Origin of the sequence: Brevibacillus sp. AF8 (assembly GCF_021270385.1) — a bacterium.
GTDB lineage: Bacteria > Bacillota > Bacilli > Brevibacillales > Brevibacillaceae > Brevibacillus.
In genome coordinates this window covers 12890-38883 of the sequence record NZ_JAGQDN010000029.1, presented here as the reverse complement: position 1 = coordinate 38883, position 25994 = coordinate 12890, and the positions used below count along the sequence as shown (strand labels likewise).

The following is a 25994-nucleotide window of genomic DNA, read 5'->3' as shown; positions in this document are numbered from 1 at the left end:
GCGCGTGTATCGCTTTTTGGGACCTTACAGTTTAATCTCGATGTCCACACCAGATGGCAGATCCAGACGCATCAAAGCATCTACTGTTTGTGGTGTTGGGTTCAAGATGTCGATCAAACGTTTGTGTGTACGCATCTCGAATTGCTCGCGAGAATCTTTGTACTTATGAACCGCACGCAGGATCGTGTAAACTGCTTTCTCCGTAGGGAGTGGAATCGGACCGGATACGTTAGCACCGGAACGCTTCGCAGTGTCCACAATTTTTTCTGCGGACTGATCCAGGATTTTGTGATCATACGCTTTCAAACGAATACGAATCTTTTGCTTTGCCATTGAAGTCCCTCCTTTTTCGCCCATTTTTTAAACAGACATTTCTCCGTGGAAATATCCTGCACCCCGGTCATGGCAAAGGGGCCGGGTGTGTCAGCAACCTCCCACATCATCGCAAGTCCATGACCAACATTCAATATTGTACTAAAAAGATTTGGGCAACGCAAGTTTTTTCTTGGGTTTCCGCATAATTTTTTGTACATGGTGTGCCTACTGAATGGCTCACCTTGACAATATTACAGATTTCCGTGAAAGAAGGCAAGCGGGATTACCTGCCAACTCGTCGGGTCATCTATCTATAATAGAAGGAAGACGTTATACTTATGGTTGTAATCGTTATGAAATGGAGGTTTACCTCAATGTCTGATGTGAATCAAACCCCTTATGAAATCATTGGCGGTGCAGATACTTTGGCCCGTCTTGTCGATACCTTTTATGATCTGGTAAAGCAGCATCCCGACATTACCGACCTCTTTCCGGAAGATTTAACCCACGTGAAGGAACGTCAGTATCAGTTTTTGACACAGTTTCTCGGTGGTCCAAGCCTGTATTCAGACGCACACGGTCATCCGATGCTGCGAGCGCGACACATGCCGTTCCCTATTGGACCTGTACAGGCAGAGGCTTGGCTCTCTTGTATGGATAGAGCCATGGATCTGACAGGACTAGATGGCGAAATTCGGAAGCAAATCTTTGATCGCTTGCGTTTAACTGCTCACCATATGGTCAATAAGTGGGATCAATAAGAAAAAGCGTAGGACAATTGAGTGTCCTACGCTTTTGTTGTTATATCAGAGGTTGCTGCTGCACGAGTAGTTTTGGGTCTCACCAAGCTACGCGATCCTAAATATACACCGCCTACGATCATACACAATGCTAGTAAGTGTACGAGTTGAAGGCTTTCTCCCAGAAATATCGCTGCAAATACCAAACTGGCCATCGGCATTCCATTTAAGAAAACAGCTGTTCGACTCGCTCCCAGCTGACGTATCCCGTAATTCCAGCCGATCGAGCCAAGCGCAGTTGATAGCGCACCTGAAGCAAAAATTACAAGCCATTGGAAGGATGAAACGTCCAAAGAAAGATAATAGGAAGCTGGTTGAACAGTCAATGCGACTCCCCACAAGAAGATGACCCCAAACATTTGCGATAAAGCCGTAATTAAAAGTACCGGTACACCTCTTACAACCAATTTCCGAATGAGTAAACCACCTGTCACATACATGAGCATGGAGAAAAACATTATGGCATCTCCCCAACCATTCATATGAAGGCCGCCGTGCTGAGAGATGACGACAATCAACACTCCTGCAAAACCCATTCCAATCCCAAGTCCTTTTTTCAACGACATGCCTTCCCCTAAGAAAAGCATCGCCAAGAGTGCCGTTGCCAACGGATTTAATCCAAGAATAAGCGAAGCATTTCCTGCTGTCGTGTATTGAACACCGGCCGCAAGCGTTATTTGATGAAGTGCGATAGAACTAGCACCGACTCCGGCCAATAAGAACCAATCTGTTTTGCTGAATCGCAAACTCTTTCGGTATAAGAAGATGAGTGGCGATAAACAGATTCCACCGACAGTCATGCGTATAGCCGCGACATATAATGGAGGAAACGTTGTTAAATACTTTACCATAACGACATTCAAGCCCCATAGCGTGACAACACCTGCAAGCATAAGAAACAATAATCGCTCGTTATTTTTCATCTCTGATATCCCCCATCCAATCCTGATGGTATTGTAGCATATTGCTTCGAGAGGCAAATTGAATGATTTTGATGGGAGTTATTTAAAAGTTCGATAAATGCACATAAAAAAACCCGACAACCAAAGTTGTCGGGTTTTGTATATCCGTATATCTTACGCGTCGATAGAAGCTACAACGCCAGCGCCTACTGTACGGCCACCTTCGCGGATCGCGAAGCGAGTACCTTGTTCCATCGCTACTGGAGCGATCAGTTCTACAGTGAACTCAGTGTTGTCGCCAGGCATGATCATTTCAACGCCTTCTGGCAGTTGGATGATACCTGTTACGTCAGTTGTACGGAAGTAGAATTGTGGACGGTAGTTAGCAAAGAAAGGAGTGTGACGTCCGCCCTCTTCTTTGGACAGAACGTAAACTTCTGCTTTGAACTTAGTGTAAGGCTTAACGGAACCTGGTTTCGCCAAGCATTGTCCACGCTCGATGTCGTTACGGTCTACACCGCGCAGCAGAGCACCGATGTTGTCACCAGCTTGAGCTTGATCCAGCAATTTGCGGAACATCTCAACACCAGTTACAGTTGTGTTTTTAGTTTCTTCAGCCAGACCAATGATTTCTACTTGGTCACCAACTTTAACGATACCGCGCTCTACACGACCAGTAGCAACAGTACCACGACCAGTGATCGTGAACACGTCCTCTACAGGCATCAGGAACGGCTTGTCAGTTGCACGCTCAGGAGTTGGGATGTAGCTGTCAACAGCTTCCATCAGTTCGCCAATTTTCTTAGCCCACTCACCAGTTGGGTTGTCCAAAGCTTCTTTAGCAGAACCTTTGATTACTGGAGTGTCGTCACCTGGGAACTCATATTGAGACAACAGGTCACGGATTTCCATTTCAACCAGTTCCAACAACTCTTCATCGTCTACCATGTCGCATTTGTTCATGAATACTACGATGTAAGGTACGCCTACTTGTTTGGAGAGCAGGATGTGCTCGCGAGTTTGTGGCATAGGGCCATCAGCTGCGGATACAACCAGGATCGCGCCGTCCATTTGAGCAGCACCAGTAATCATGTTTTTCACATAGTCCGCGTGACCAGGGCAGTCAACGTGAGCATAGTGACGGTTTTCAGTTTCATACTCAACGTGAGCAGTGTTGATAGTGATACCGCGCTCTTTTTCTTCTGGAGCAGCGTCGATAGATGCATAGTTCATTGCTTGTGCTTGACCTGTTTGTGCCAAAACAGTTGTGATAGCAGCAGTCAGGGTAGTTTTACCATGGTCAACGTGACCGATGGTACCAATGTTAACGTGTGGTTTATTACGCTCAAATTTCGCTTTAGCCATGAGAGAAAAGCCTCCTTATAGATAAGGGTTTTATGGTTTGAAGAAAGGTTTACCTTACGAATGGTTGTCCCTTCCATATTGTAAACCTTTCTGATTGCAAGATAAAGCTGTAACCTGTAATTATTCGCCTTTAGATTTCTTGATGATCTCTTCAGCGATAAATTTAGGTACTTCTTCGTAGTGGTCGATCACCATGGAGTAAACGCCACGGCCTTGGGTACGGGAACGAAGAATTGTGGAGTAACCAAACATCTCGGACAGTGGTACCATTGCACGGATTACTTGTGCATTTGCACGAGCTTCCATACCTTCGATACGACCGCGGCGGGAGTTCAGGTCGCCCATAACGTCGCCCATGTACTCTTCTGGCATTGTAACTTCTACTTTCATGATTGGCTCGAGTAGTACAGCGCCACATTTTTTCGCAGCTTCCTTCAATGCGAGGGAACCTGCTACTTTAAATGCCATCTCGTTGGAGTCAACATCATGGTAGCTACCGTCTACGATAGTAGCTTTGATATCAACCAGCGGGAAACCGGCGATAACACCATTTTTCATGGACTCTTCGATACCCGCTTGAACAGCAGGGATGTATTCGCGTGGTACTACACCACCAACGATTTTGTTTTCGAATTGGAAGCCTTGACCAGCTTCGAGTGGAGCGAATTCCACCCAAACGTGACCGTATTGACCACGACCACCGGACTGACGAACGAATTTACCTTCCACTTTCGCTGCGTTACGGAATGTTTCACGGTAAGCAACCTGTGGAGCACCAACGTTCGACTCAACTTTAAATTCGCGTTTCAGACGGTCTACGATAATCTCCAGGTGAAGCTCACCCATACCGGAGATGATTGTTTGACCAGTCTCTTCATCTGTACGAGTTCTGAACGTTGGATCCTCTTCAGCAAGCTTGGACAGGCCGATACCCATCTTGTCTTGGTCTGCTTTGGATTTTGGTTCGATCGCAACAGAAATAACTGGCTCTGGGAAGTCCATAGACTCAAGGATTACTGGAGCCTTTTCATCACACAGAGTATCACCAGTTGTTGTATCTTTCAAACCTACAGCTGCTGCAATGTCACCGGAGTAAACCGTTGTGATCTCTTCACGGTGGTTTGCGTGCATTTGCAGGATACGGCCAACGCGCTCACGTTTACCCTTGGTAGAGTTGAGAACGTAAGAACCGGAGTTCAGTACACCGGAGTATACGCGGAAGAAAGTCAAACGACCAACATACGGGTCAGTCATGATCTTGAACGCAAGAGCAGAGAACGGACCGTTGTCGTCAGCTGGACGATCAACTTCATCTTCAGTATCTGGCAATGTACCTTTAATTGCAGGGATATCTACCGGAGACGGCAGGTAAGCAACTACGTTGTCCAGCATAGGCTGAACACCTTTGTTCTTGTAAGAAGAACCGCACATTACCGGCGTCAGTTTGCACTCGATAGTACCCTTACGCAGAGCAGCACGGATTTCGTCGTTGGTCAGCTCTTCGCCTTCCAAGTACTTCATCATGAGCTCTTCGTCTTGTTCAGCAGCTGCTTCAACCATAGCCATGCGAAGTTCTTCGCAACGTGCCAGGATGTCAGCAGGAATTTCAGCGGAGTCAGAAGTTTTACCCAAGTCATCAGTATATACGATTGCCTTCATTTCAATCAGGTCAACCATACCTTTGAATTGATCTTCTGCACCGATTGGATATTGGATCGCTACTGGATTTGCACCCAGGCGAGATTTGATCTGACCCAAGCACATATCAAAGTTAGCACCCATGATATCCATTTTGTTGATGTAGCACATGCGTGGTACGCCATAACGGTCAGCTTGGCGCCATACGGTTTCGGTTTGCGGCTCAACGCCACCTTTTGCGTCAAAAACGGTTACAGCACCGTCAAGAACGCGGAGGGAGCGCTCAACTTCTACAGTGAAGTCTACGTGGCCTGGCGTATCGATAATGTTGATTCGATGGCCATTCCATTGAGCAGTAGTAGCAGCCGAAGTGATCGTGATACCACGCTCTTGCTCTTGTTCCATCCAGTCCATGGTAGCTGCACCTTCGTGCACCTCACCAATTTTATGAACGCGACCAGTGTAGAACAGAATACGCTCAGTAGTCGTCGTCTTACCAGCATCGATGTGAGCCATGATACCGATATTACGCGTATTCGGCAAAGAGAACTCGCGAGCCATTAGGTATGCTCCTTCCATACTCGAGTTTGAGAATAAACGGGTATCCAATACGGACACCCGATTCAATTCCTACCAGCGATAGTGAGCAAACGCTTTGTTCGCTTCAGCCATCTTGTGCGTGTCTTCACGCTTTTTAACTGCTGCACCGGTGTTGTTAGCAGCGTCCATGATCTCGTTAGCAAGACGTTGTTCCATGGTTTTCTCTCCACGGTTACGGGAGTAGTTAACCATCCAACGCAGGCCAAGAGTGGTACGGCGCTCCGGTTTTACTTCGATTGGTACTTGGTAGTTAGCACCACCTACACGGCGAGCTTTAACTTCCAGTACTGGCATTACGTTTTTCAGTGCTTCTTCAAACACTTCCATCGGGTTGCGACCTGTGCGCTCCTGGATGATGTCAAATGCGTTGTAGAGAATGTTCTGAGCTACACCACGCTTACCATCCAACATCAGGCGGTTAATCAAGCGAGTAACCAACTTGCTGTTGTGAATAGGATCAGGCAGCACGTCACGACGGGTTACAGGACCTTTACGAGGCATCGTATTCCCTCCTTCTTTTCGTTATAAATTCACGCCACTTCACAGGCGTTTTTTTATTACTTCTTCGCTGCTGCTTGACCTGGCTTCGGACGCTTAGTACCGTATTTGGAACGACCTTGTTTACGGTTGTTCACACCAGCAGTGTCAAGAGCACCACGAACGATATGGTAGCGTACCCCTGGCAAGTCTTTTACACGACCGCCGCGCACCAGCACGACGCTATGCTCTTGCAGGTTGTGGCCAATACCACCGATGTAAGCTGTTACCTCGATTCCGTTAGTCAAACGCACACGAGCGTATTTACGCAACGCGGAGTTCGGTTTTTTCGGAGTCATGGTACCTACACGAGTGCAAACACCACGTTTTTGAGGAGAGCTTTGGTTAGTTTGGCTTTTCTTGAAGCTGTTGTACCCCTTTTGAAGAGCTGGGGACTTCGACTTCACAACCTTATCCTCGCGACCTTTACGCACCAATTGGTTAATTGTAGGCATGATGTTACCTCCCTTCTTAATACCCAATCTTCAAGACCACAGATCCAGGTGAGTCATTTTTAGGTCAAATAGAAAGTCCTTGTCCAGCATTACGCAACGTGTAAGCCGCTGACAAAAACATCGTTAACCACTTTTTTTAATCGCAGCAGTAGCCGCTCCCACTTCAATTCCGCACGCTTTGCCTAAGCGATACATGGAATCTACATGAATGACTGGAACACCCTTCTCTTTGCAAAGGAGCTCGACTTTTTGGGTCAAACGCTTATCTGCATCAACAGCGATATACACCGCTTCTACCTGTTGGTTTTCCACAGCTTTGATCGTCTGCTTAATGCCGATTGTCAAGTCCTTGGCCCGCTCTACTTTTTCATAAGACATGATTCTCATATCCTCCAAAGTACAGATGTCAGGCACACTTGAATATAATATCAGGTGGGCTAGTTGTTGTCAACGCCCATTTGATATTTTTATTTAGGAAAGCGCCCACCAATCGGTGATGGGCGCTTTTCCCGCAATTACTCTACAGAAACTGCTTCTTGCTCAGCTTTCGCTGCTTCCAGCTCTGCTTCGTAATCTACTTGACTAGCAACTTTTACATTGCGGTAACGTGACATACCGGTACCTGCTGGAACCAGCTTCCCGATAATAACGTTCTCTTTCAAACCTAGCAAGCGGTCCACTTTTCCTTTGATCGCTGCATCGGTAAGAACGCGAGTCGTTTCCTGGAAGGATGCTGCCGACAGGAAGGAGTCGGTTTCGAGGGATGCTTTGGTGATCCCCAGAAGAACTGGACGGCCCACTGCTGGATTTCTGCCTTCCATGAGAACTTTAGCGTTCGCTTGCTCAAATTCAGGAACCTCTACATAGGAACCTGGCAAGAGGTCTGTATCTCCGCTGTCGATAACGCGCAATTTGCGCAGCATCTGACGAATCATTACCTCTACGTGCTTGTCGTTAATTTCTACCCCTTGCATACGGTAAACTTTTTGTACCTCTTGCAAGATGTAGTTGGAAACTCCGCGCATACCACGAACTTTGAGCATTTCTTTCGGGTCTACGGAACCTTCCGTGAGCTCGTCACCAGCATTCAGCTTGACACCAACAGAAACCTTGATGCGTGAGCCATACGGTGCTGCATACACTTTGTTCTCCGCTTCTCCACGTACTTCGATCTCGCGACGATCTTTCCCTTCGCGAATATCAACAACTTCACCATCAATTTCGGAGATGACTGCTTGCCCTTTCGGATTACGCGCTTCGAACAACTCCTGAATACGCGGCAAACCTTGGGTAATATCGTCTCCCGCAACCCCACCGGTATGGAAGGTACGCATGGTCAGCTGGGTACCCGGCTCACCAATGGACTGAGCAGCGATAATACCGACTGCTTCTCCCACTTCCACCTCGGCTCCTGTTGCCAGGTTGCGTCCGTAGCACAGTTTGCAGACACCATGGCTGGTGCGGCAAGCAAGTACGTTACGGATGTAAACGTCAGTGATTCCAACTTTTTCGATATACTCGGCAACCTCTTCAGAGATCTCCTCATTGCGGTGCACGATAATTTCTTTTGTCTCAGGGTGGCGCAAAGTCTCGAAGCAAGTACGTCCTACCAGACGGTCAGACAGCTTCTCGATTTCTTCTTTACCATCCTTGATCGCTGTTACACGGATACCTTTATCTGTTCCGCAATCGGTTTCGCGTACAATCACGTCTTGGGCAACGTCTACCAGACGACGAGTCAGGTAACCCGAGTCCGCTGTACGCAAGGCTGTATCGGCGAGACCTTTACGCGCACCGTGCGTGGAGATAAAGTACTCCAAAACCGTCAGACCTTCACGGAAGTTGGATTTAATCGGCAACTCGATGATTCGACCGGATGGGTTTGCCATCAGACCGCGCATACCAGCCAGCTGAGTGATCTGGGATACGTTACCACGGGCACCGGAGTTCGCCATCATGAAGATCGCATTGAACTTATCCATGGACTTCATCAAAACGTCTGTTACTTCATCCTTCGCTTTGGACCAGATGGAGATTACGCGGTCATAGCGCTCGTCTTCGGTGATCAAACCGCGACGGAACTGCGTCATGACAGTTGCAACCTTTTCATCCGCTGCGTCGAGGATGTCTTTTTTCTTTCCTGGTACCGCAATGTCCGCTACGGCAATCGTGATACCTGCTTTTGTCGAGTACGTGAAGCCCAGTTCCTTGATTCTGTCAAGAATCATGGACGTTTTCATCGTACCGAAGCGACGGAAGCACTCGGAAATGATCGTTCCCAAGAAGCCTTTCTTTACTGCACCCGGGTCAGGCAGGTTCTTGATGAACTCTGAAACATTTGTACCTTTATCAAAGATAAAGCACTCGTCTGGAACCATAAATTGCAGGTTAGCCTTGGTGGGTGCATTGATGAACGGCAGATCTGCAGGGAATATCTCGTTGAAGATCACTTTCCCTACTGTCGTTACGAGAAGCGCGTTCTCTTGACGTTCAGTAAAGCTGGTTTTGTTCAGGCGTTTCGCTGGCAGAGCAATGCGCGTATGCAGGCTGATAAAGCCTTGCTGATAAGCGGCAATCGCATCGTGAGGATCACGATAGATCGTACCCTCGCCTTTGTCGCCCTCACGTTCCAGTGTCAGGTAGTAGGAACCAAGCACCATGTCCTGGGATGGTGTTACTACCGGTTTACCGTCTTTCGGGTTCAAGATGTTCTGCGCTGCCAGCATAAGGATACGTGCTTCTGCCTGTGCCTCAGCAGACAACGGAACGTGAACCGCCATTTGGTCACCGTCAAAGTCCGCGTTGTACGCTGTACAAACGAGTGGATGCAGACGGATCGCACGGCCTTCAACCAGAACTGGTTCGAATGCCTGGATACCCAGACGGTGCAAGGTGGGGGCACGGTTCAACAGTACCGGATGCTCGCGAATAACGTCCTCGAGAACGTCCCATACCTCTGGCTGAACGCGCTCAACCTTGCGCTTTGCGCTCTTGATGTTGTGAGCGAGGCCTTTGGAAACCAGCTCTTTCATCACGAACGGTTTGAAGAGCTCCAGTGCCATTTCTTTAGGCAAACCGCACTGATACATCTTCAGGTTAGGTCCTACAACGATAACGGAACGACCGGAGTAGTCAACACGCTTACCGAGCAGGTTTTGACGGAAACGACCTTGTTTACCTTTCAGCATGTGGCTGAGAGATTTCAAAGGACGGTTACCTGGTCCTGTTACTGGACGTCCACGACGACCGTTGTCGATGAGCGCGTCTACTGCTTCCTGCAACATGCGTTTCTCGTTTTGTACGATAATGTCAGGAGCACCCAGTTCGAGCAGACGCTTCAGACGGTTATTACGGTTGATTACACGGCGGTACAGGTCATTCAGGTCGGAAGTGGCAAAACGTCCACCATCCAACTGAACCATTGGACGAAGCTCTGGCGGGATAACCGGCAGTACGTCGAGAACCATCCAATCCGGGTGGTTACCGGAGTTGCGGAATGCCTCGAGCACTTCCAGACGCTTGATCGCACGGTTGCGACGCTGGCCTTGTGCCGTTTTCAAATCTTCTTTTAGCGTTTCCACGTCTTTATCCAGATCGATTTCAGCAAGCAGGCGCTTGATCGCTTCTGCTCCCATCATCGCTTGGAAGGAGTGGCCGTATTTCTCACGATAGTTGCGATACTCTTTTTCGGAGAGCAATTGCTTTTTATCGAGAGGAGTGTCACCTGGATCGGTTACTACGTAAGAAGCAAAGTAGATAACTTCCTCCAGGGAACGAGGGGACATGTCGAGCACCAAGCCCATACGGCTTGGAATCCCTTTGAAGTACCAGATGTGAGAAACTGGGGCAGCCAGTTCAATGTGCCCCATGCGCTCACGCCGTACTTTGGCGCGGGTCACTTCCACGCCACAACGGTCGCACACTACACCTTTATAACGAACACGCTTGTATTTACCGCAATGGCATTCCCAGTCCTTGGTCGGTCCAAAGATGCGTTCACAGAACAAGCCGTCTTTTTCCGGTTTCAGTGTGCGGTAGTTGATCGTCTCTGGCTTCTTCACTTCCCCGAAAGACCACGAACGGATCTTATCGGGGGAAGCCAAGCCGATCTTCATATATTCGAAGTTGTTCACGTCAATCACAGGGCGTTACCTCCCTTGGTACCGGAATCTTACTCGTCGTTCAAGCTTCCGCCTTCGAGAACGAGGTTCAGTTTTTCACCGTTGCCTTCATCCTCGTCTTCCATTTCACGCATTTCAATCTCCTGCTCGTCTCCGGACAGAATCTTCACGTCCATACCCAAGCTCTGGAGTTCCTTGATCAATACCTTGAAGGACTCTGGAACACCTGGTTCTGGAACGTTTTCGCCCTTAACGATCGCTTCGTACGTCTTCACGCGGCCCACGACGTCATCCGACTTGACAGTGAGAATTTCTTGCAAGGTGTAGGCAGCACCATATGCCTCCAATGCCCAAACCTCCATCTCCCCGAAACGCTGTCCACCGAATTGAGCTTTACCACCCAATGGCTGCTGCGTAACAAGAGAGTAAGGACCAGTAGAACGAGCATGGATTTTATCGTCAACCAAGTGAGCCAGTTTCAGCATGTATACGCAACCTACCGTTACACGGCGGTCAAACGGTTCACCTGTACGACCATCGAACAAGATCGTTTTTCCGTCACGATCCAGACCTGCTTCTTCCAACGTTTCGAATACTTCTGCCTGACGTGCACCGTCGAATACCGGCGTTGCTACGTGGATACCCAGAAGCTTCGCCGCCATACCCAAGTGAGTCTCCAATACCTGACCGATGTTCATACGCGAAGGTACGCCCAACGGGTTGAGTACGATCTCTACTGGAGAGCCATCTGGCAGGAACGGCATATCTTCTTCCGCCATGATGCGGGCGATAACCCCTTTGTTACCATGTCGACCGGCCATTTTGTCACCCACGGAGATTTTCCGTTTTTGGGCGATGTAAACGCGAACGAGTTGGTTTACGCCTGGTGGCAATTCGTCGCCATTCTCACGCGTAAATACTTTTACGTCTACGATGATACCGGAACCACCATGCGGTACGCGCAGGGATGTATCACGAACTTCACGAGCTTTTTCACCGAAGATGGCATGCAGGAGGCGTTCTTCTGCTGTCAGCTCAGTAACCCCTTTAGGTGTAACCTTACCAACGAGAATGTCGCCGTCCTGAATCTCCGCACCAACACGGATGATACCGCGTTCGTCCAGGTTTTTCAGAGCATCTTCCCCAACGTTTGGAATATCGCGAGTGATTTCCTCTGGACCCAGCTTGGTGTCGCGAGCTTCGGACTCGTATTCTTCAATATGGATAGACGTATACACGTCATCTTTTACAAGTTTTTCACTCAGAAGAATCGCGTCTTCGTAGTTGTATCCTTCCCACGTCATAAACGCAACGATTACGTTACGACCGAGAGCCAATTCACCTTTTTCAGTGGATGGGCCGTCCCCAATGATATCGCCTTTTTCAATCCAGTCCCCAGTGCTTACAATTGGACGCTGGTTGATGCAGGTACCTTGGTTGGAACGGATAAACTTGTGCATTTTGTATTTATCGAGATCGCCGGCAACTTTTCTTCCGTCGATTTCTTGGTAACGACGAATCCAGATTTCGCGAGCCGTTACGCGCTCTACTTGACCCGGATGCTTGGCAACGATCGCCACGCCGGAGTCTTGCGCTGCTTTATGTTCCATACCCGTACCGACAAACGGTGCTTGTGGAATCAAAAGCGGAACGGCCTGCCGCTGCATGTTTGAACCCATCAGTGCGCGGTTGGCGTCATCGTTCTCGAGGAACGGAATCAGCGCTGTCGCTACGGATACAACCTGCTTCGGAGATACGTCCATGAAGTCTACCTTATCGCGCGGTACGCTCAAGATCTCACCTTTACGACGGCAGATTACCATGTCGTTTACGAAACGACCATCTTCATCAAGTGGCTGATTCGCCTGTGCCACGTTGAACACGTCTTCCTCATCAGCAGTCAAGTAGCTGATATCAGTCAACACGAAGCCCGTTTCCGGATCTACTTTACGACGAGGCGTTTCAATGAATCCGTAATCGTTAATGCGTGCAAAGGACGACAGGGAGTTGATCAAACCAATGTTTGGTCCCTCTGGCGTCTCAATTGGACACATACGACCGTAGTGGGAATGGTGAACGTCGCGCACTTCGAAGCCCGCGCGCTCACGCGTCAAACCACCAGGTCCGAGTGCGGACAGACGGCGTTTGTGCGTCAGCTCAGCCAATGGGTTTGTTTGATCCATGAACTGAGACAGCTGCGAGCTACCAAAGAACTCCTTCAGTGATGCAATCACTGGACGGATGTTAATGAGAGCTTGCGGTGTAATTTGGTTTTGATCCTGGATGGACATGCGCTCACGAACCACACGTTCCATACGGGACAAACCGATACGGAATTGGTTCTGTAGAAGCTCACCCACGGAACGCAGACGACGGTTACCCAAGTGGTCGATATCGTCTGTGGAACCTACACCGTGCAAGAGGTTCATGAAATAGTTGATCGCCGATACGATATCCGCCGGCGTAATATGTTTGAAGGACTTATCTACATTTCCGTTTCCGATTACTTTGATGATCTTGCCATCCTCAATCGGAGAGAAAATATTGATAGATTGCAAATGAATCGCTTCATCTTCCAATACACCGCCATGCGTACGAACATCGATAAAGCCGATGTTTCCTTCCAGCGCTGGCACGATGCGATCAAGGACACGACGGTCAATCATTTGACCTGCTTCGGCAAAAATTTCACCTGTTGTCGTATCGACCAGCGTCTCAGCCAAACGTTGGTTGTACAGACGGTTTTTCAAATGAAGCTTTTTGTTCATTTTGTAACGACCAACAGAAGCCAAATCATAGCGCTTAGGGTCGAAGAAACGAGAGATCAAGAGGCTCTTCGCATTTTCGACTGTTGGTGGCTCACCCGGACGAAGACGCTCGTAGATTTCAATGAGCGCTTTTTCCGTAGAATCGGTATTGTCTTTTTCCAGCGTGTTCTTGATGTATTCATCTTCACCCAGCAAGTTGAGAATCTCAATGTCGGAACCAAAGCCCAACGCACGCAAAAGAACCGTTACCGGGATTTTTCGCGTACGGTCGATGCGGACATAAATAACGTCCTTCGCATCGGTCTCCAGCTCCAGCCAAGCACCCCGGTTCGGGATTACTGTAGCTGTAAACGTCTGCTTGCCGTTTTTGTCCACTTTGGTGTTGTAATATACACTGGGGGAACGAACAAGCTGGCTGACAATAACGCGCTCAGCACCATTAATAATGAAGGTTCCCGTTTCGGTCATGAGCGGGAAGTCCCCCATGAATACTTCTTGTTCCTTCACTTCTCCCGTCTCTTTGTTCAACAAACGTACCTTCACACGCAGAGGCGCCGCATAGGTGACGTCACGTTCTTTCGACTCGTCAACATCGTACTTCGGCTCTCCCAAGCTGTAGTCGATAAACTCCAGCACGAGATTACCTGTGAAGTCCTGGATTGGCGAAATGTCTTGGAACATCTCACGGAGCCCCTCATCAAGGAACCACTGGTAGGACTTTTGTTGAATCTCGATGAGATTTGGAAGGCCCAGCACTTCGTTAATACGTGAATACGTACGACGCTGGCGGTGTCGGCCACTTTGAATCACTTTACCTGCCAACTTATTCACCCCTCAGGTTGTGTTTTCACACATAGAAACTCGGCATTCGGCAACTTCTTTCAGTCGCATTCGAATGCCTAAAAATAAAAATGGGTTAAAGCAGCTTCAACCATTTTTAACCCAGAGAAACTCTATTTTAAAAGAATTCCCATGTTTTCACGCAAACATTCCTATCTCAGGAAAAAAGTAGAAACGCTTGACGGACAGGGAATTGCTGAAAAATAGACATTTATCCCATATTGACATTTTATAATGCTACCACATTCAATTATTCGCGTCAAGAAAACTTTTCTAATGATTTCTTCTTACCTTATTTGATTGCCCTGAATATGTGATAGCCTTTTTCCCGATCTACTTCTATTACTTCGCGGTACGTTTCCTGCAGCTTCTTCAATGCGGATGGGGCGCCTTGCTTTTTCTGAATGACAACCCACATTTCTCCGCCTTCTACTAACAGGTCGTATCCTTCTACAAAAATGCGATGAACGATTTCCTTACCCGCACGAATAGGCGGATTGGTCAGAATGACATCAAACTGCTCGCCTTGTACGCCGTTGTAGACATCACTCACTCGAACCTCAACATTTTTAATACCATTTGCTTCTGCATTACGACGAGCCAGGTTAACCGCACGCTCGTTCACGTCGATCATCGTCACTCGACCATGATCAGCAAGCTTGGCAGCCGTCAATCCCATCGGACCATACCCGCATCCCACATCAAGCACACGCGCATGACTGTCGATCTCCATGTTCTCGATGAGCAATACACTTCCAAAGTCAATCCGGTCTCGGGAAAAAACGCCAGCATCCGTTATGAAACGAAATTCATTACCACGGAGCTTGAACGTAAATTGCTGTTCATCATGTGCAGCGCCCGGTTGATTGGTATAGTAATGGTCTGCCACGTGTGATTCACCCTTCCTCATCGTTTAAATAAACCTTTATCATCAAAAGTTTATAGAAAATCCCCCTGCCGCAGGCAAGGGGATATCCTAAAGGAAGCTAACTTACTTTACTTCTACTTGAGCGCCAGCTTCTTCGAGTTTTGCTTTGAGGGCTTCTGCTTCGTCTTTGGAAACGCCCTCTTTGAGTGTTTTTGGAGCGTTGTCTACCAGGTCTTTTGCTTCTTTCAGACCCAAGCCAGTCAGCTCGCGAACAACTTTGATTACGTTGATTTTGGAAGCGCCGCCGCTTACCAGGTTTACAGTGAACTCAGTTTGCTCAGCAGCAGCTTCTGCTCCGCCACCAGCAACTACAGCTACAGGAGCAGCAGCAGTTACGCCGAATTCTTCTTCAATTGCTTTTACCAGATCGTTCAGTTCGAGAACGGACATGCCTTTAATGGCTTCCAAGATTTGGTCTTTAGACATTTGTAAATCCTCCATTCAAGGAATAGTATTTGTAAAACATTAACCGATCAGACGATTACGCGCCTTGACCTTCTTTTTGTTCTGCCACTGCTTTGACTGCCAGTGCAACGTTGCGCATTGGAGCTTGCAGGACGGAAAGAAGCATGGACAAGAGACCTTCGCGGTTCGGCAGGGAAGCCAGAGCTTTAATTTGCTCAGCATCAACTACTTTACCCTCGATAACGCCACCCTTGATTTCCAGCTTGTCGTTTTTCTTAGCGAATTCAGCGATAACTTTCGCTGGAGCGATGATATCCTCTTTGGAGAACGCCAGAGCGTTTGGTCCAGTCAGATATTGATCCAGTTCAGTCAGGCTTTCCTTCTCAGTAGCCAAACGAGTCAGGGAGTTTTTCAACACCTGGAACTCAACACCAGCTTCACGCAATTGCTTACGGAGCTCAGTTACTTGTGCTACTGTCAGACCGCGGTAGTCAGCTACCACTGTAGTTTGGCTTTCGCGAAGTTTAGTTGCGATTTCGTTGATCGCTTGTACCTTTTCTTCACGAATAACGGTTGGACGAATTTCTGCCATTGATTACACCTCCCGTGCTCTAATCCTAGAAAATGAAGAATGCCCTCGCAGACTCACGAGGGCATAATGCTATATCGTCAAAGGAAAACAGCGTTTCCTCATTCGTACATTACACGCCTCGGAGGGATATTAAGCGTTACTCTCACAAGCACCGCACCTTCTGTCTACGGCATATTCTTTTCATCAACAGGGACTATCTTAACAACTCCCATAAAGGAAGTCAAGTGTCATTATTTTACAGCTACGCGTACGCCAGGGCCCATAGTGGAGCTCAGGGTTACGTTTCTCATGTAAACACCTTTAGCAGCAGCTGGTTTCGCACGGTTCAGTGCTTCAGTCAGAGCAGCCAGGTTTTCTACCAGTTTGTCAGCATCGAAGGATGCTTTTCCGATAGGAGCGTGGATGTTACCCGCTTTGTCTACACGGTACTCAATTTTACCTGCTTTGATTTCGTTAACCGCTTTGGTTACATCGAAAGTAACTGTACCGGTCTTAGGGTTTGGCATCAGGCCTTTTGGACCGAGTACACGACCCAATTTACCTACTTCACCCATCATATCAGGAGTAGCTACTACAACGTCAAAGTCGAACCAGCCACCTTGAATTTTCGCGATCATGTCTGCATCGCCTACGAAGTCTGCGCCAGCTGCTTCTGCATCTTTCGCTTTTTCGCCTTTTGCGAATACGAGAACACGTTGTACTTTACCAGTACCATGTGGCAATACAACTGCGCCACGAATTTGTTGGTCAGCACGCTTAGGATCTACGCCCAAACGGAAAGCTGCTTCAACAGTTTCATCGAATTTAGCTGTAGCTGCTTTTTTAACCAGCTCAACGCCTTCAACTACTTCGTAAACTTTGTTTTTATCAACGAGCTTTACAGCCTCTTGATATTTCTTACCTTTTTTCGCCATGATTAAATCTCCCTTCAATGTGGTCGTAGCGGTTGATCCTCCCACAGACAGGGGGGCACAACGTCTGTGCCCCCTTGCACTCAAGACAATTAGTCTTCGATTACGATACCCATAGAACGAGCTGTACCTTCTACCATGCGCATAGCCGCTTCTACGGATGCAGCATTCAGGTCAGGACGCTTCAGTTCTGCGATTTCACGAACTTTATCACGCTTCAGCGTAGCAACCTTTGTTTTGTTTGGTACGCCAGAGCCGGACTCGATACCAGCAGCTTTCTTCAACAGAACTGCAGCTGGAGGAGTTTTTGTGATAAAAGTGAAAGAACGGTCTTCAAACACGGTGATTTCCACCGGAATGATCATACCTACTTCGCTTTCAGTGCGAGCATTGAATTCTTTACAGAATCCCATGATGTTTACACCAGCTTGACCGAGAGCCGGACCTACTGGAGGTGCAGGATTCGCTTTACCTGCTGGGATTTGTAATTTAATTACGCGGATAACCTTCTTAGCCACGTAACACACCTCCTTACTTCACATGTGGTTATTACGGGGGAATGCCCCCTCCCACCGTTTTTTGAAAGTCTGTATGTAAAAGACTTTCGATCTATAGTGAGAGTGCAAGAAACCCCAAATAGTGTTGTGGGATTGTTAAAACAAAATGAAATGTACCACATAGCGCGATACTTTTCAAGTTGAATCCTAATCCAATTGTTGAACTTGTGTAAAGTCTAGCTCTACCGGTGTTTCGCGACCGAAGATGTCCACCAACACGCGAACCTTCTGCCTGTCCGGGTAAATCTCGATAATCTCCCCGGTGCGATTGGAAAACGGACCATCTGTGACGCGCACCATATCGCGGAGAGCAAAATCGACTTTGATCTTGGGAATTTCGATTCCCATTTGCTTGAGAATCGTATCGGCCTCTTCAGGACGCAGCGCTGTCGGTTTAGAGCCAGCACCCGTGGATCCGACAAAGCCGGTAACCCCAGGGGTGTTGCGCACGACATACCAAGAGTCGTCCGTCATCACCATTTCAACAAGGACGTATCCAGGAAACACTTTTTTCGTGACGGTGCGCTTTTTACCATCCTTGGTTTCCACCTCTTCTTCAGTGGGAACAAGAACGCGAAAGATCTTGTCTTCCATGCCCATCGACTCGAGTCGCTTCTCCAGATTTGCTTTTACCTTGTTTTCGTAACCTGAGTACGTATGAAGTACATACCATGCTTTTTCCATATCCAACAGGACGATAACCGTCCGTCCCTCCTAAGACTTGCATAATTACGTTCCTAGAATCAAATCGATCAAGCGCGAGATACCCAAATCAACGACGAAGAAGAATATTGCAAGGAGCACGACCGTAACGAGTACAACAAGCGTATAGGTTGTTAACTCTTTACGGTTGGGCCAACGGACTTTCTTTAGCTCGGACATTACGTCACTAAAAAAACCACCGGTACGGCGAAAACTGGCTCCGATTCGTGATAAAAAACCCACTTTGCCACCCCCTGACTTCGTCGCATCAACCATTACTTCGTCTCGCGATGAAGGGTTTGCTTCTTGTCACGGGAGCAATACTTTTTCAGTTCAACACGTTCAGTAGTGGTGCGCTTGTTCTTTGTGGAGATATAGTTACGCTCGCCACACTCGGTGCACGCCAACGTGATGTTTACTCGCATTTATTGCCACCTCCATCTCATTTCAAACCTGCTATTAGTTAAAAGTACCCCGATGATAAATAGTACGGGAAAACCGCTACTTTTTCCAGACCATTTCATTCACCTAAGTAACCATAGAACAGAGAGATAAGAGTCTATGGCTACCTAAATAAATTTATCATACCGAAATACCCATGTCAAACAAAATGACTTGACAAGAGATAGTCCTTTTGCTTCCAAAATAAAAAGAGAGATTCTCTACAGATGAATCTCTCTTCCTTCCAAATAGCGCTCTAGCTTGCGCTTTACTCGCTGCAATGCATTATCAATAGACTTGACGTGACGCTTCAGCTCGACGGCAATCTGCTGATAGGATCGTCCATCCAAATAGAGCATGAGAACCTGGCGCTCCAAGTCGCTCAAAATTTCACTCATCTTGCCCTCGATATCATCGAACTCTTCCCGATTGATAAACAATTCCTCTGGATCGGTCACTTTTGTTCCCGAGATCACATCGAGAAGTGTTCGGTCAGAATCTTCATCATAGATAGGCTTGTCCAGTGAAACGTAAGAATTGAGCGGGATGTGCTTTTGGCGTGTCGCTGTCTTGATCGCGGTAATGATCTGACGGGTAATACACAGCTCGGCAAATGCTTTGAACGACGTGAGCTTGTCTCCTCGGAAGTCGCGAATAGACTTGTACAGTCCGATCATCCCTTCCTGCACGATGTCTTCGCGGTCAGCCCCAATAAGAAAATAGGATCTCGCTTTGGCACGAACGAAGTTCTTGTATTTGTTGATCAAATACTCCAAAGCTTCGGCGTCATTATCGCGAACCAGGTCGACTACTTCTTCGTCGGTCATTAGTTCATATTGGGCATGTTTTAACTCCTTGAGGTCAACACTCACAAATGATCCCTCCGCCAACCGGTTTCTCCAATAGATAGCGCTATTATACATGATGCCGTAAAAAAGCGTCAACCGAATCCAAGTTATTCCCTTCTCCATTTTTCGAATATTTTCGCTATTTCATCATTCAGCGTAATCCGCGTGGAGAAACGTTCTTCTTGCGTTTTTTCGACTTGTTTCTTGATTTCCTTGCCTGCATTTTCCATATCGAGCAACAACTCCCGCGCTGATTTGCGCAAAGCCCCCTGCCCAAATATGACACGTTGAGAGGTATAGTCAGAAGTTGCTACATAAATTTGTCGATTTTTATTGTGAAATTGGGAGACTAACTGCTCAATTTTCTCGTCTGCCGTCTCCTTTTTCTTCGTAAAATAAACTTCAACCTGGAAGTCTTCCATTTGACGGCCAATGCCAGGAACGTTGTACGCATCGAAGACAATGATGACCTTCACACCAGTGTAGCTCTGGTACTCAGCCATTTTTGCGATTAATTGATCACGCGCCTCGTCCATCCGCTCTTGATCCTTCAGCAGGCGCAGATCGGGCCAGGCGCCGATGATATTGTATCCATCTACGATCAACAGCTGCTTGGCTTTTCGTTTCGCCATGTCATTTCACCCGCGTCGGAATTGGACTCCTGGAGCGATAGACTTCATACATCAACAAGGCAGCTGCTACAGAAGCATTGAGTGAGGTAACATTTCCCGCCATCGGAAGGCTGTACAGAAAATCACAGTTTTCCCGGACGAGACGACTCATGCCTTTTCCTTCACTGCCAATGACAATCGCAAGCGGCATCGTATAATCACCCTCGCGGAAATCTTGTTTGGCACTCGCGTCTGTTCCTGCGATCCAAACACCGCGTTCTTTGAGCTCTTCCATGGTACGAACCAAATTCGTCACTCGCGCTACTGGCACGTAGTTGATTGCCCCAGCCGAAGCTTTTGCCACTGTTGCTGTAAGACTGACAGAACGCCGTTTCGGAATGATGACACCATGAGCCCCAACTGCATCGGCTGTCCGCATGATGGAGCCTAGGTTATGCGGATCTTCCAGCTCGTCCAACAGCAAAATGAACGGCGCTTCGTTTTTTTCCTCTGCCCGCTTCAAAATATCGTCTACTTCTACGTAATCGTAAGCAGCAACAGAAGCCACAACACCCTGATGGTTGTCCGTCGACACGAGCTGATCCAGCTTTTTGCGGTTCGCTGTCGTCACAATGACACCCTGTTCTTTTGCCAAGGCAAAGACAGGCCCCATCAGATTTTTATTCGTTCCCTCTGCAATCCAAATCTTATTGATCGTACGGCCAGATCGCAAAGCCTCGATGACGGGGTTTTTCCCCAGAATCCACTCTTCACTCATTTCATGATTCTCCTTCCACTATGGCAAAAGCCTGCTGCACAATTTCAGCGATCCGCTCTTCTTTTCCACTCAAGTACAGGTACCCGATCAATGCTTCAAAAGCCGTTGCATGACGGTAGTCGATAATATCGGCGTTTTTGGCACTGGAGCCGGATTTGGCATTCCGCCCCCGCTTCACTACATTCAATTCTTCCTCTGGCAATGTGGGCATTAACGTCAACAACACATTGGCCTGTGCTTTCGCTGAAACATAGCGGTTTGCCGCCTTGTGGAGCTGGTTTGGTTTAACCAGCCCCTTGGCGATCAAATGATACCTGACACAGTGCGAATAGGTAGCATCACCGAGGAAGGCAAGCACGAGTGGATTTGTCAGATTAGGATCTCGGGTCAGTTCTTCTTTTTGCATCTATTTTCTTCGGCCCCTTATTTTCGACGCCAGCGAACACCTTGTGGCGTGTCCTCCAGCACGATTCCTTTTGCTGCGAGCAGATCGCGGATTTCGTCAGAACGCGCAAAGTTTCTTGCTTTGCGAGCTTCTGTGCGCTCTTCGATTAACGCATCAATCTCACTATCCAACAGCTCCTGCCCTTCTGCAATTTCAAGACCAAGAACTTCCGTCAACTCCACCAACAAATCCATGTACGCACGAACTTCGGTTTCGCCTACATTTTGATGACGCAAATACAGGTTGGCTTCCTTCACGACGTCAAAAATAACGGTAATCGCATTCGCAGTATTAATATCATCATCCATCTCAGCAATGAAGCGCTCGCGAAGCTCTCCAATGATTCGTGCCTGCTCCTGTGCCTGATCATTCGGCTCTTCTGCGCGCACGGTATCCAGTCGATGGGACAGATTCGTATACGCCGTCTTGATTCGATCCAAACCATTGGCCGCTTGTTCGATCAACTCTTCGCTAAAATTGATCGGGTTGCGATAGTGTCCCTGAAGCATAAAGAAGCGAATTAATTGACCACCGAATTTTTCCGAAAGATCGCGTGCAAGCAAGAAATTCCCGAGAGATTTGGACATTTTTTCGTTATCGATATTGAGCATCCCGTTGTGTAGCCAGTAGCGAGCAAAAACTTTACCCGTAAAGCACTCCGACTGGGCAATTTCGTTTTCGTGATGCGGGAACACAAGGTCTGTTCCGCCCGCATGGATATCGATTTCCTCACCCAAAAACTTCAGGGCCATTGCCGAGCACTCAATATGCCATCCCGGTCTTCCTTCGCCCCACGGACTATTCCAGGTAACTTCTCCAGTCTTAGCCGCTTTCCAAAGTACAAAGTCCAGGGGATGTTCCTTTTTCTCGTTGATTTCCACACGAGCACCTGCCTGCAAATCATCCAACGGTTGATGCGATAGCTTTCCGTATTCCTGAAAACGTCCTGTGCGGAAATAGACGTCACCTTCACTCTCATAGGCGAAGCCTTTTTCAATCAGTCCTTGCACGAATTCAATGATTTCTGGAATTGTCTGCATCACTCGCGGTTGAATATCCGGTGGTGATACGTTCAGTGATTTCAGATCAGCATTGTACGCATCTGTGTATCGATCCGCCACTTCTTTGACAGTGACACCCTCCTGATTCGCCACACGAATCAGTTTGTCATCTACGTCCGTAATATTTTGCACGAATGTCACTTCGTAGCCACGATATTTCAAGTAACGGCGCAATGTATCAAATACAATGGCAGGGCGCGCATTTCCAATGTGGATGTAATTGTACACGGTCGGGCCGCACACGTACATTTTTACCTTTCCTGGCTCCAATGTGTGAAACGGTTCCTTTCGCCGTGTCATCGTGTTAGTTAGCTGAATGCCCATCGTTCTTTTTATCCTCCCTCAAAAGCTCCAATTCTTTGCGTAATTGATCAATTTCCTTTTGCATCATACGAATCGTATCCGCTACCGGGTCTGGCATGTTTACATGGTCGAGATCGTTTTTGACCCGCTTGCCATCCTGAATGACGATGCGTCCCTTGATTCCTACTACGGTCGAGTTAGGCGGTACCTCCTGCAAGACAACAGCACCAGCCCCTATCTTTGAATTATCGCCAATTTTGAAGGAGCCCAACACTTTTGCTCCCGTCGCAATAATGACATCATTGCCGATCGTAGGGTGACGCTTCCCTTTTTCTTTACCTGTTCCCCCGAGTGTAACCCCTTGATAAATCGTTACATTGTCTCCGATTTCGCATGTTTCTCCGATCACAACACCCATGCCATGGTCAATGAACAGGCCGCGGCCAATAGTTGCGCCCGGGTGAATCTCAATTCCCGTGAAAAAACGGGATAGTTGAGAAACAATTCGGGCGAGTGTACACAGCTCAGCCTTCCAGAGCCTGTGGGCAATCCGGTGCCCCCATATCGCGTGCAAACCGGAATAGGTCATGACGACTTCCAACGTACTGCGCGCAGCCGGGTCTCGTTCAAAAACAGCATGAATGTCATCTCTCATCTGTGCTAACATTTTTGGGTGGCACCTCCTGCCTGATTTACCTGCCGAGTGTTCAACTTCCTCTAAAATAAAAAACGTCCCCATCCCCTCAAATACGAAGGGACAGAGACGGGTTTACCGTGGTTCCACTCTGCTTAGATCGTCTTGGCTGCAAAGACTTAACAAACAACTTTGAACGATCTCGCTCTTATCCCGATAACGGCGGGAAGCCGATGGCGCCTACTGACATCTTTTCAAAAAGATAGGTTCAGCTCATTGCTCACAGGGGCATTTCCATACAGGGCACATCAGATGGCTCTCACCTATCCATCCTCTCTGTAGATGTGCAGACTGTTGTACTTCTCCTGATCGTCGCATTCCATATTTATAAAAGAAAACCAGCCAATACTTACTGACCGTTTGCAATTACTTGCTGTGCGCGTGCAATCACCTTGTCGCGGCCGAGCAGATACAACGTCTCTGCCAAATCACGACCATGCGCCTGGCCAGTTGCTCCTACGCGAACCGGCATAAACAACGCCTTGCCTTTGTGACCCGTTTCCTTTTGCACGTCCTTGAGTACCGCTTTAATAACATCCACATTATATGCATCCTGGGCAGAAAGGTGTTTCACAAAGGAAGTCAGTACTTCCGGCAATTGCGGTTCTTTCAGCACCAGAGTTGCTTCTTCATCGTACACCACTTCGTCGAGGAAGAAAAGAGCTGCCAACGGAACGATTTGCGCACAGTAGGACATTTGTTCCTGGTACAGACCTACGATACTGCGAACCCATTCGCGCTTCTCGGCAGACAAATTCTCTTCGATGAAGCCAGCCTTTTGCAGATGCGGGATACACATGTCTGTGATCATATCCAGCGGTTGGCGCTTCAAATAGAAGTTGTTCATCCAGTTCATCTTCGTTGCATCAAAGACAGCTGGCGACTTGTTCACGCGGTCCATAGAGAACAGCTTGATCAGATCTTCCATTAAGAAAATCTCTTCCTCGCCACCTGGAGACCATCCCAAAAGAACAAGGAAGTTCACGATTGCTTCTGGCAAGAAGCCGAGGTCACGATACTGTTCAATGAACTGAAGAATGCTCTCGTCGCGCTTGGACATCTTTTTACCGTCTTGGTTGAGGATCAGTGCCAAGTGAGCAAAGTCAGGCGCTTCCCACCCAAACGCTTCATAAATCATCAATTGACGAGGCGTGTTGGACAGATGCTCTTCTCCACGGATGACGTGGCTAATTTTCATCAAATAGTCGTCCACTACAACGGCGAAGTTGTATGTAGGAATCCCATCCGGACGGCAAATAACGAAATCGCCCATCTCGTTGGAGTTGAATGTTACCTGGCCACGAATCAGGTCGTTCACGACATACTCGCGATCATCCTGAACGAGGAAGTGAATGGATGGCACTCGGCCTTCTGCTTCGTACTGAGCACGCTGCTCGTCCGTTACATGGCGATGCTTTTCCAGAATACGTGGCGTTTCTCCACGCGCGAGCTGTTCTTCACGCTCTGCATCCAACTCTTCTTTTGTCGCGTAGCAGTAGTACGCTTTGCCTTCTGCCAGCAGTTGATCGATATATTTCCGATAAATGTCCAGGCGCTCTGTTTGACGGTACGGTCCATATGGTCCACCAACGTCTGTACCTTCTTCCCATGTTACGCCGAGCCATTTCAGGTTTTTCATTTGTTCTTCGTCCGCATTTTCCTTATTGCGCGTTTGGTCCGTATCTTCAATCCGAACGATGAATGAACCACCGTGATGTTTCGCAAAAAGATAATTGAAGAGCGCTGTTCGCGCACCGCCGATGTGTAAATGCCCCGTAGGACTCGGCGCATAACGAGTGCGAATTTCTTTCGCCATTGGTAGCACCATCCTTATGAATGTAAAAGGCTATAACCTTGACCTAAGTAAAAACGTATCTAAGGCTTTATGTTACACCTTGCCCCTCTACTTGACAAGCAAGCATACCGCCTGAGCAGCGATTCCTTCTCCTCTGCCTGTAAAACCGAGTTTCTCCGATGTCGTCGCCTTCACATTCACTTGCGAGAGATCGTCTGCCTCCAACACGCGGGCAATGACTGCACACATTTGCGGGATGTACGGCGCCATCTTCGGTGCTTGGGCAATGATCGTTGCATCCACGTTTCCTAAACGGTAACCGCGCTCCAGAACCAGCTTCCATACATGCTCCAGCAGCTTTACGCTATCGGCATCCTTGAAAGCCGGGTCTGTATCCGGGAAATGACGACCAATATCCCCCTCACCAATCGCACCAAGAATCGCGTCACTAATCGCATGGAGAAGAACGTCCGCGTCAGAATGCCCTAGCAAACCTTTTTCATACGGGATGGTGACGCCTCCGATAATGCATGGACGTCCCTCTACCAATTGATGCACGTCAAAACCTTGTCCAATACGCAT

Annotated in this window: 26 protein-coding genes and 2 other annotated features; of the genes, 1 reads left to right on the top strand and 25 read right to left on the bottom strand. The window is 48.0% G+C overall.

Going from position 1 to position 25994, the window contains the following annotated elements:
• Window positions 1–24: 24 nt before the first annotated feature.
• A complete protein-coding gene (rpsJ, locus tag KB186_RS25970; RefSeq protein WP_005828858.1) occupies window positions 25–333 on the bottom strand; it encodes a 30S ribosomal protein S10 in 309 nt (102 codons plus the stop codon).
• Window positions 334–689: 356 nt separating this feature from the next.
• On the opposite strand from rpsJ, the gene KB186_RS25965 reads away from it, so the two are divergent.
• Entirely contained in the window at window positions 690–1076 is a 387-nt protein-coding gene (locus KB186_RS25965) for a globin domain-containing protein (protein ID WP_173612328.1), read from the top strand.
• 26 nt (window positions 1077–1102) lie between these two features.
• Here KB186_RS25965 and KB186_RS25960 read toward each other — a convergent pair whose 3' ends face one another.
• The 24 genes from KB186_RS25960 to ispF form a co-directional block, all read right to left on the bottom strand.
• Window positions 1103–2038, bottom strand: a complete 936-nt coding sequence (locus tag KB186_RS25960; protein WP_173612327.1) for a DMT family transporter — start codon at window positions 2036–2038, stop codon at window positions 1103–1105.
• A gap of 153 nt (window positions 2039–2191) precedes the next feature.
• Complete coding sequence (gene tuf / locus KB186_RS25955) at window positions 2192–3382, bottom strand: elongation factor Tu (RefSeq protein WP_012683980.1); 1191 nt, start codon at window positions 3380–3382, stop codon at window positions 2192–2194.
• Window positions 3383–3502: 120 nt separating this feature from the next.
• Window positions 3503–5581, bottom strand: coding sequence for an elongation factor G (fusA, locus tag KB186_RS25950; protein WP_088910283.1), 2079 nt, complete (start codon window positions 5579–5581; stop codon window positions 3503–3505).
• Between the two features lie 69 nt (window positions 5582–5650).
• A complete protein-coding gene (gene rpsG, locus KB186_RS25945; protein ID WP_007716226.1) occupies window positions 5651–6121 on the bottom strand; it encodes a 30S ribosomal protein S7 in 471 nt (156 codons plus the stop codon).
• 56 nt (window positions 6122–6177) lie between these two features.
• Complete coding sequence (gene rpsL / locus KB186_RS25940) at window positions 6178–6612, bottom strand: 30S ribosomal protein S12 (RefSeq protein WP_012683978.1); 435 nt, start codon at window positions 6610–6612, stop codon at window positions 6178–6180.
• A 123-nt stretch (window positions 6613–6735) separates the two neighbouring features.
• Window positions 6736–6990, bottom strand: a complete 255-nt coding sequence (locus KB186_RS25935; RefSeq protein ID WP_173612326.1) for a 50S ribosomal protein L7ae-like protein — start codon at window positions 6988–6990, stop codon at window positions 6736–6738.
• A 137-nt stretch (window positions 6991–7127) separates the two neighbouring features.
• Window positions 7128–10754 carry a DNA-directed RNA polymerase subunit beta' gene (rpoC, locus tag KB186_RS25930; RefSeq protein ID WP_173612325.1) on the bottom strand — a complete coding sequence of 1209 codons (3627 nt, stop codon included), beginning with the start codon at window positions 10752–10754 and terminating at the stop codon, window positions 7128–7130.
• Window positions 10755–10783: 29 nt separating this feature from the next.
• Entirely contained in the window at window positions 10784–14323 is a 3540-nt protein-coding gene (gene rpoB / locus KB186_RS25925; protein ID WP_173612324.1) for a DNA-directed RNA polymerase subunit beta, read from the bottom strand.
• Window positions 14324–14633: 310 nt separating this feature from the next.
• On the bottom strand, window positions 14634–15230 hold the full coding sequence (locus KB186_RS25920; protein ID WP_173612323.1) for a class I SAM-dependent methyltransferase: 597 nt from the start codon (window positions 15228–15230) through the stop codon (window positions 14634–14636).
• Window positions 15231–15332: 102 nt separating this feature from the next.
• A complete protein-coding gene (rplL, locus tag KB186_RS25915) occupies window positions 15333–15695 on the bottom strand; it encodes a 50S ribosomal protein L7/L12 (protein WP_007716218.1) in 363 nt (120 codons plus the stop codon).
• A 55-nt stretch (window positions 15696–15750) separates the two neighbouring features.
• Complete coding sequence (rplJ, locus tag KB186_RS25910) at window positions 15751–16266, bottom strand: 50S ribosomal protein L10 (protein ID WP_173612322.1); 516 nt, start codon at window positions 16264–16266, stop codon at window positions 15751–15753.
• A 24-nt stretch (window positions 16267–16290) separates the two neighbouring features.
• Window positions 16291–16454, bottom strand: a sequence feature (ribosomal protein L10 leader region).
• 42 nt (window positions 16455–16496) lie between these two features.
• Window positions 16497–17180, bottom strand: coding sequence for a 50S ribosomal protein L1 (gene rplA, locus KB186_RS25905; protein WP_016742853.1), 684 nt, complete (start codon window positions 17178–17180; stop codon window positions 16497–16499).
• A gap of 89 nt (window positions 17181–17269) precedes the next feature.
• Window positions 17270–17695, bottom strand: a complete 426-nt coding sequence (rplK, locus tag KB186_RS25900; protein WP_005828886.1) for a 50S ribosomal protein L11 — start codon at window positions 17693–17695, stop codon at window positions 17270–17272.
• 186 nt (window positions 17696–17881) lie between these two features.
• The gene (nusG, locus tag KB186_RS25895) at window positions 17882–18418 is read right to left on the bottom strand and encodes a transcription termination/antitermination protein NusG (protein WP_173612344.1); all 537 of its coding nucleotides are present in this window, start codon (window positions 18416–18418) and stop codon (window positions 17882–17884) included.
• Window positions 18419–18463: 45 nt separating this feature from the next.
• The gene (gene secE, locus KB186_RS25890; protein WP_012683970.1) at window positions 18464–18712 is read right to left on the bottom strand and encodes a preprotein translocase subunit SecE; all 249 of its coding nucleotides are present in this window, start codon (window positions 18710–18712) and stop codon (window positions 18464–18466) included.
• On the bottom strand, window positions 18712–18861 hold the full coding sequence (rpmG, locus tag KB186_RS25885; RefSeq protein ID WP_003392018.1) for a 50S ribosomal protein L33: 150 nt from the start codon (window positions 18859–18861) through the stop codon (window positions 18712–18714). Before rpmG ends, secE begins: the two co-directional genes overlap by 1 nt.
• A 237-nt stretch (window positions 18862–19098) precedes the next feature.
• Window positions 19099–19749 carry an RNA polymerase sporulation sigma factor SigH gene (gene sigH, locus KB186_RS25880; protein ID WP_005828894.1) on the bottom strand — a complete coding sequence of 217 codons (651 nt, stop codon included), beginning with the start codon at window positions 19747–19749 and terminating at the stop codon, window positions 19099–19101.
• An 83-nt stretch (window positions 19750–19832) separates the two neighbouring features.
• Complete coding sequence (locus KB186_RS25875; RefSeq protein WP_047074734.1) at window positions 19833–20357, bottom strand: NYN domain-containing protein; 525 nt, start codon at window positions 20355–20357, stop codon at window positions 19833–19835.
• A gap of 1 nt (window position 20358) precedes the next feature.
• Entirely contained in the window at window positions 20359–21114 is a 756-nt protein-coding gene (gene rlmB, locus KB186_RS25870) for a 23S rRNA (guanosine(2251)-2'-O)-methyltransferase RlmB (protein ID WP_173612321.1), read from the bottom strand.
• 1 nt (window position 21115) lies between these two features.
• Entirely contained in the window at window positions 21116–21520 is a 405-nt protein-coding gene (locus KB186_RS25865) for a Mini-ribonuclease 3 (protein WP_007716204.1), read from the bottom strand.
• A 17-nt stretch (window positions 21521–21537) separates the two neighbouring features.
• Entirely contained in the window at window positions 21538–22944 is a 1407-nt protein-coding gene (cysS, locus tag KB186_RS25860; RefSeq protein ID WP_173612320.1) for a cysteine--tRNA ligase, read from the bottom strand.
• On the bottom strand, window positions 22925–23590 hold the full coding sequence (cysE, locus tag KB186_RS25855) for a serine O-acetyltransferase (protein WP_064202937.1): 666 nt from the start codon (window positions 23588–23590) through the stop codon (window positions 22925–22927). Before cysE ends, cysS begins: the two co-directional genes overlap by 20 nt.
• Before the next feature lie 89 nt (window positions 23591–23679).
• Window positions 23680–23939: a binding site (T-box leader), on the bottom strand.
• Between the two features lie 27 nt (window positions 23940–23966).
• On the bottom strand, window positions 23967–25433 hold the full coding sequence (gene gltX, locus KB186_RS25850; RefSeq protein ID WP_173612319.1) for a glutamate--tRNA ligase: 1467 nt from the start codon (window positions 25431–25433) through the stop codon (window positions 23967–23969).
• Between the two features lie 87 nt (window positions 25434–25520).
• Window positions 25521–25994 (bottom strand): 2-C-methyl-D-erythritol 2,4-cyclodiphosphate synthase, encoded by a 474-nt coding sequence (gene ispF, locus KB186_RS25845; protein WP_232774671.1) that lies wholly within the window; start codon window positions 25992–25994, stop codon window positions 25521–25523.

Coding starts and splice junctions, on each gene's coding strand:
- KB186_RS25875 (WP_047074734.1), bottom strand. CDS start 20,357: ATGGCGAAACGAAAAGCCAAGCAGCTGTTGATCGTAGATGGATACAAT.
- fusA (WP_088910283.1), bottom strand. CDS start 5,581: ATGGCTCGCGAGTTCTCTTTGCCGAATACGCGTAATATCGGTATCATG.
- rlmB (WP_173612321.1), bottom strand. CDS start 21,114: ATGAGTGAAGAGTGGATTCTGGGGAAAAACCCCGTCATCGAGGCTTTG.
- cysS (WP_173612320.1), bottom strand. CDS start 22,944: ATGGGCATTCAGCTAACTAACACGATGACACGGCGAAAGGAACCGTTT.
- gltX (WP_173612319.1), bottom strand. CDS start 25,433: ATGGCGAAAGAAATTCGCACTCGTTATGCGCCGAGTCCTACGGGGCAT.
- rpsJ (WP_005828858.1), bottom strand. CDS start 333: ATGGCAAAGCAAAAGATTCGTATTCGTTTGAAAGCGTATGATCACAAA.
- rpsG (WP_007716226.1), bottom strand. CDS start 6,121: ATGCCTCGTAAAGGTCCTGTAACCCGTCGTGACGTGCTGCCTGATCCT.
- KB186_RS25965 (WP_173612328.1), top strand. CDS start 690: ATGTCTGATGTGAATCAAACCCCTTATGAAATCATTGGCGGTGCAGAT.
- tuf (WP_012683980.1), bottom strand. CDS start 3,382: ATGGCTAAAGCGAAATTTGAGCGTAATAAACCACACGTTAACATTGGT.
- ispF (WP_232774671.1), bottom strand. CDS start 25,994: ATGCGTATTGGACAAGGTTTTGACGTGCATCAATTGGTAGAGGGACGT.
- KB186_RS25935 (WP_173612326.1), bottom strand. CDS start 6,990: ATGTCTTATGAAAAAGTAGAGCGGGCCAAGGACTTGACAATCGGCATT.
- KB186_RS25960 (WP_173612327.1), bottom strand. CDS start 2,038: ATGAAAAATAACGAGCGATTATTGTTTCTTATGCTTGCAGGTGTTGTC.
- rplL (WP_007716218.1), bottom strand. CDS start 15,695: ATGTCTAAAGACCAAATCTTGGAAGCCATTAAAGGCATGTCCGTTCTC.
- KB186_RS25865 (WP_007716204.1), bottom strand. CDS start 21,520: ATGCAAAAAGAAGAACTGACCCGAGATCCTAATCTGACAAATCCACTC.
- cysE (WP_064202937.1), bottom strand. CDS start 23,590: ATGTTAGCACAGATGAGAGATGACATTCATGCTGTTTTTGAACGAGAC.
- rplJ (WP_173612322.1), bottom strand. CDS start 16,266: ATGGCAGAAATTCGTCCAACCGTTATTCGTGAAGAAAAGGTACAAGCG.
- rpmG (WP_003392018.1), bottom strand. CDS start 18,861: ATGCGAGTAAACATCACGTTGGCGTGCACCGAGTGTGGCGAGCGTAAC.
- rpsL (WP_012683978.1), bottom strand. CDS start 6,612: ATGCCTACAATTAACCAATTGGTGCGTAAAGGTCGCGAGGATAAGGTT.
- rplA (WP_016742853.1), bottom strand. CDS start 17,180: ATGGCGAAAAAAGGTAAGAAATATCAAGAGGCTGTAAAGCTCGTTGAT.
- secE (WP_012683970.1), bottom strand. CDS start 18,712: ATGGTTGATGCGACGAAGTCAGGGGGTGGCAAAGTGGGTTTTTTATCA.
- nusG (WP_173612344.1), bottom strand. CDS start 18,418: ATGGAAAAAGCATGGTATGTACTTCATACGTACTCAGGTTACGAAAAC.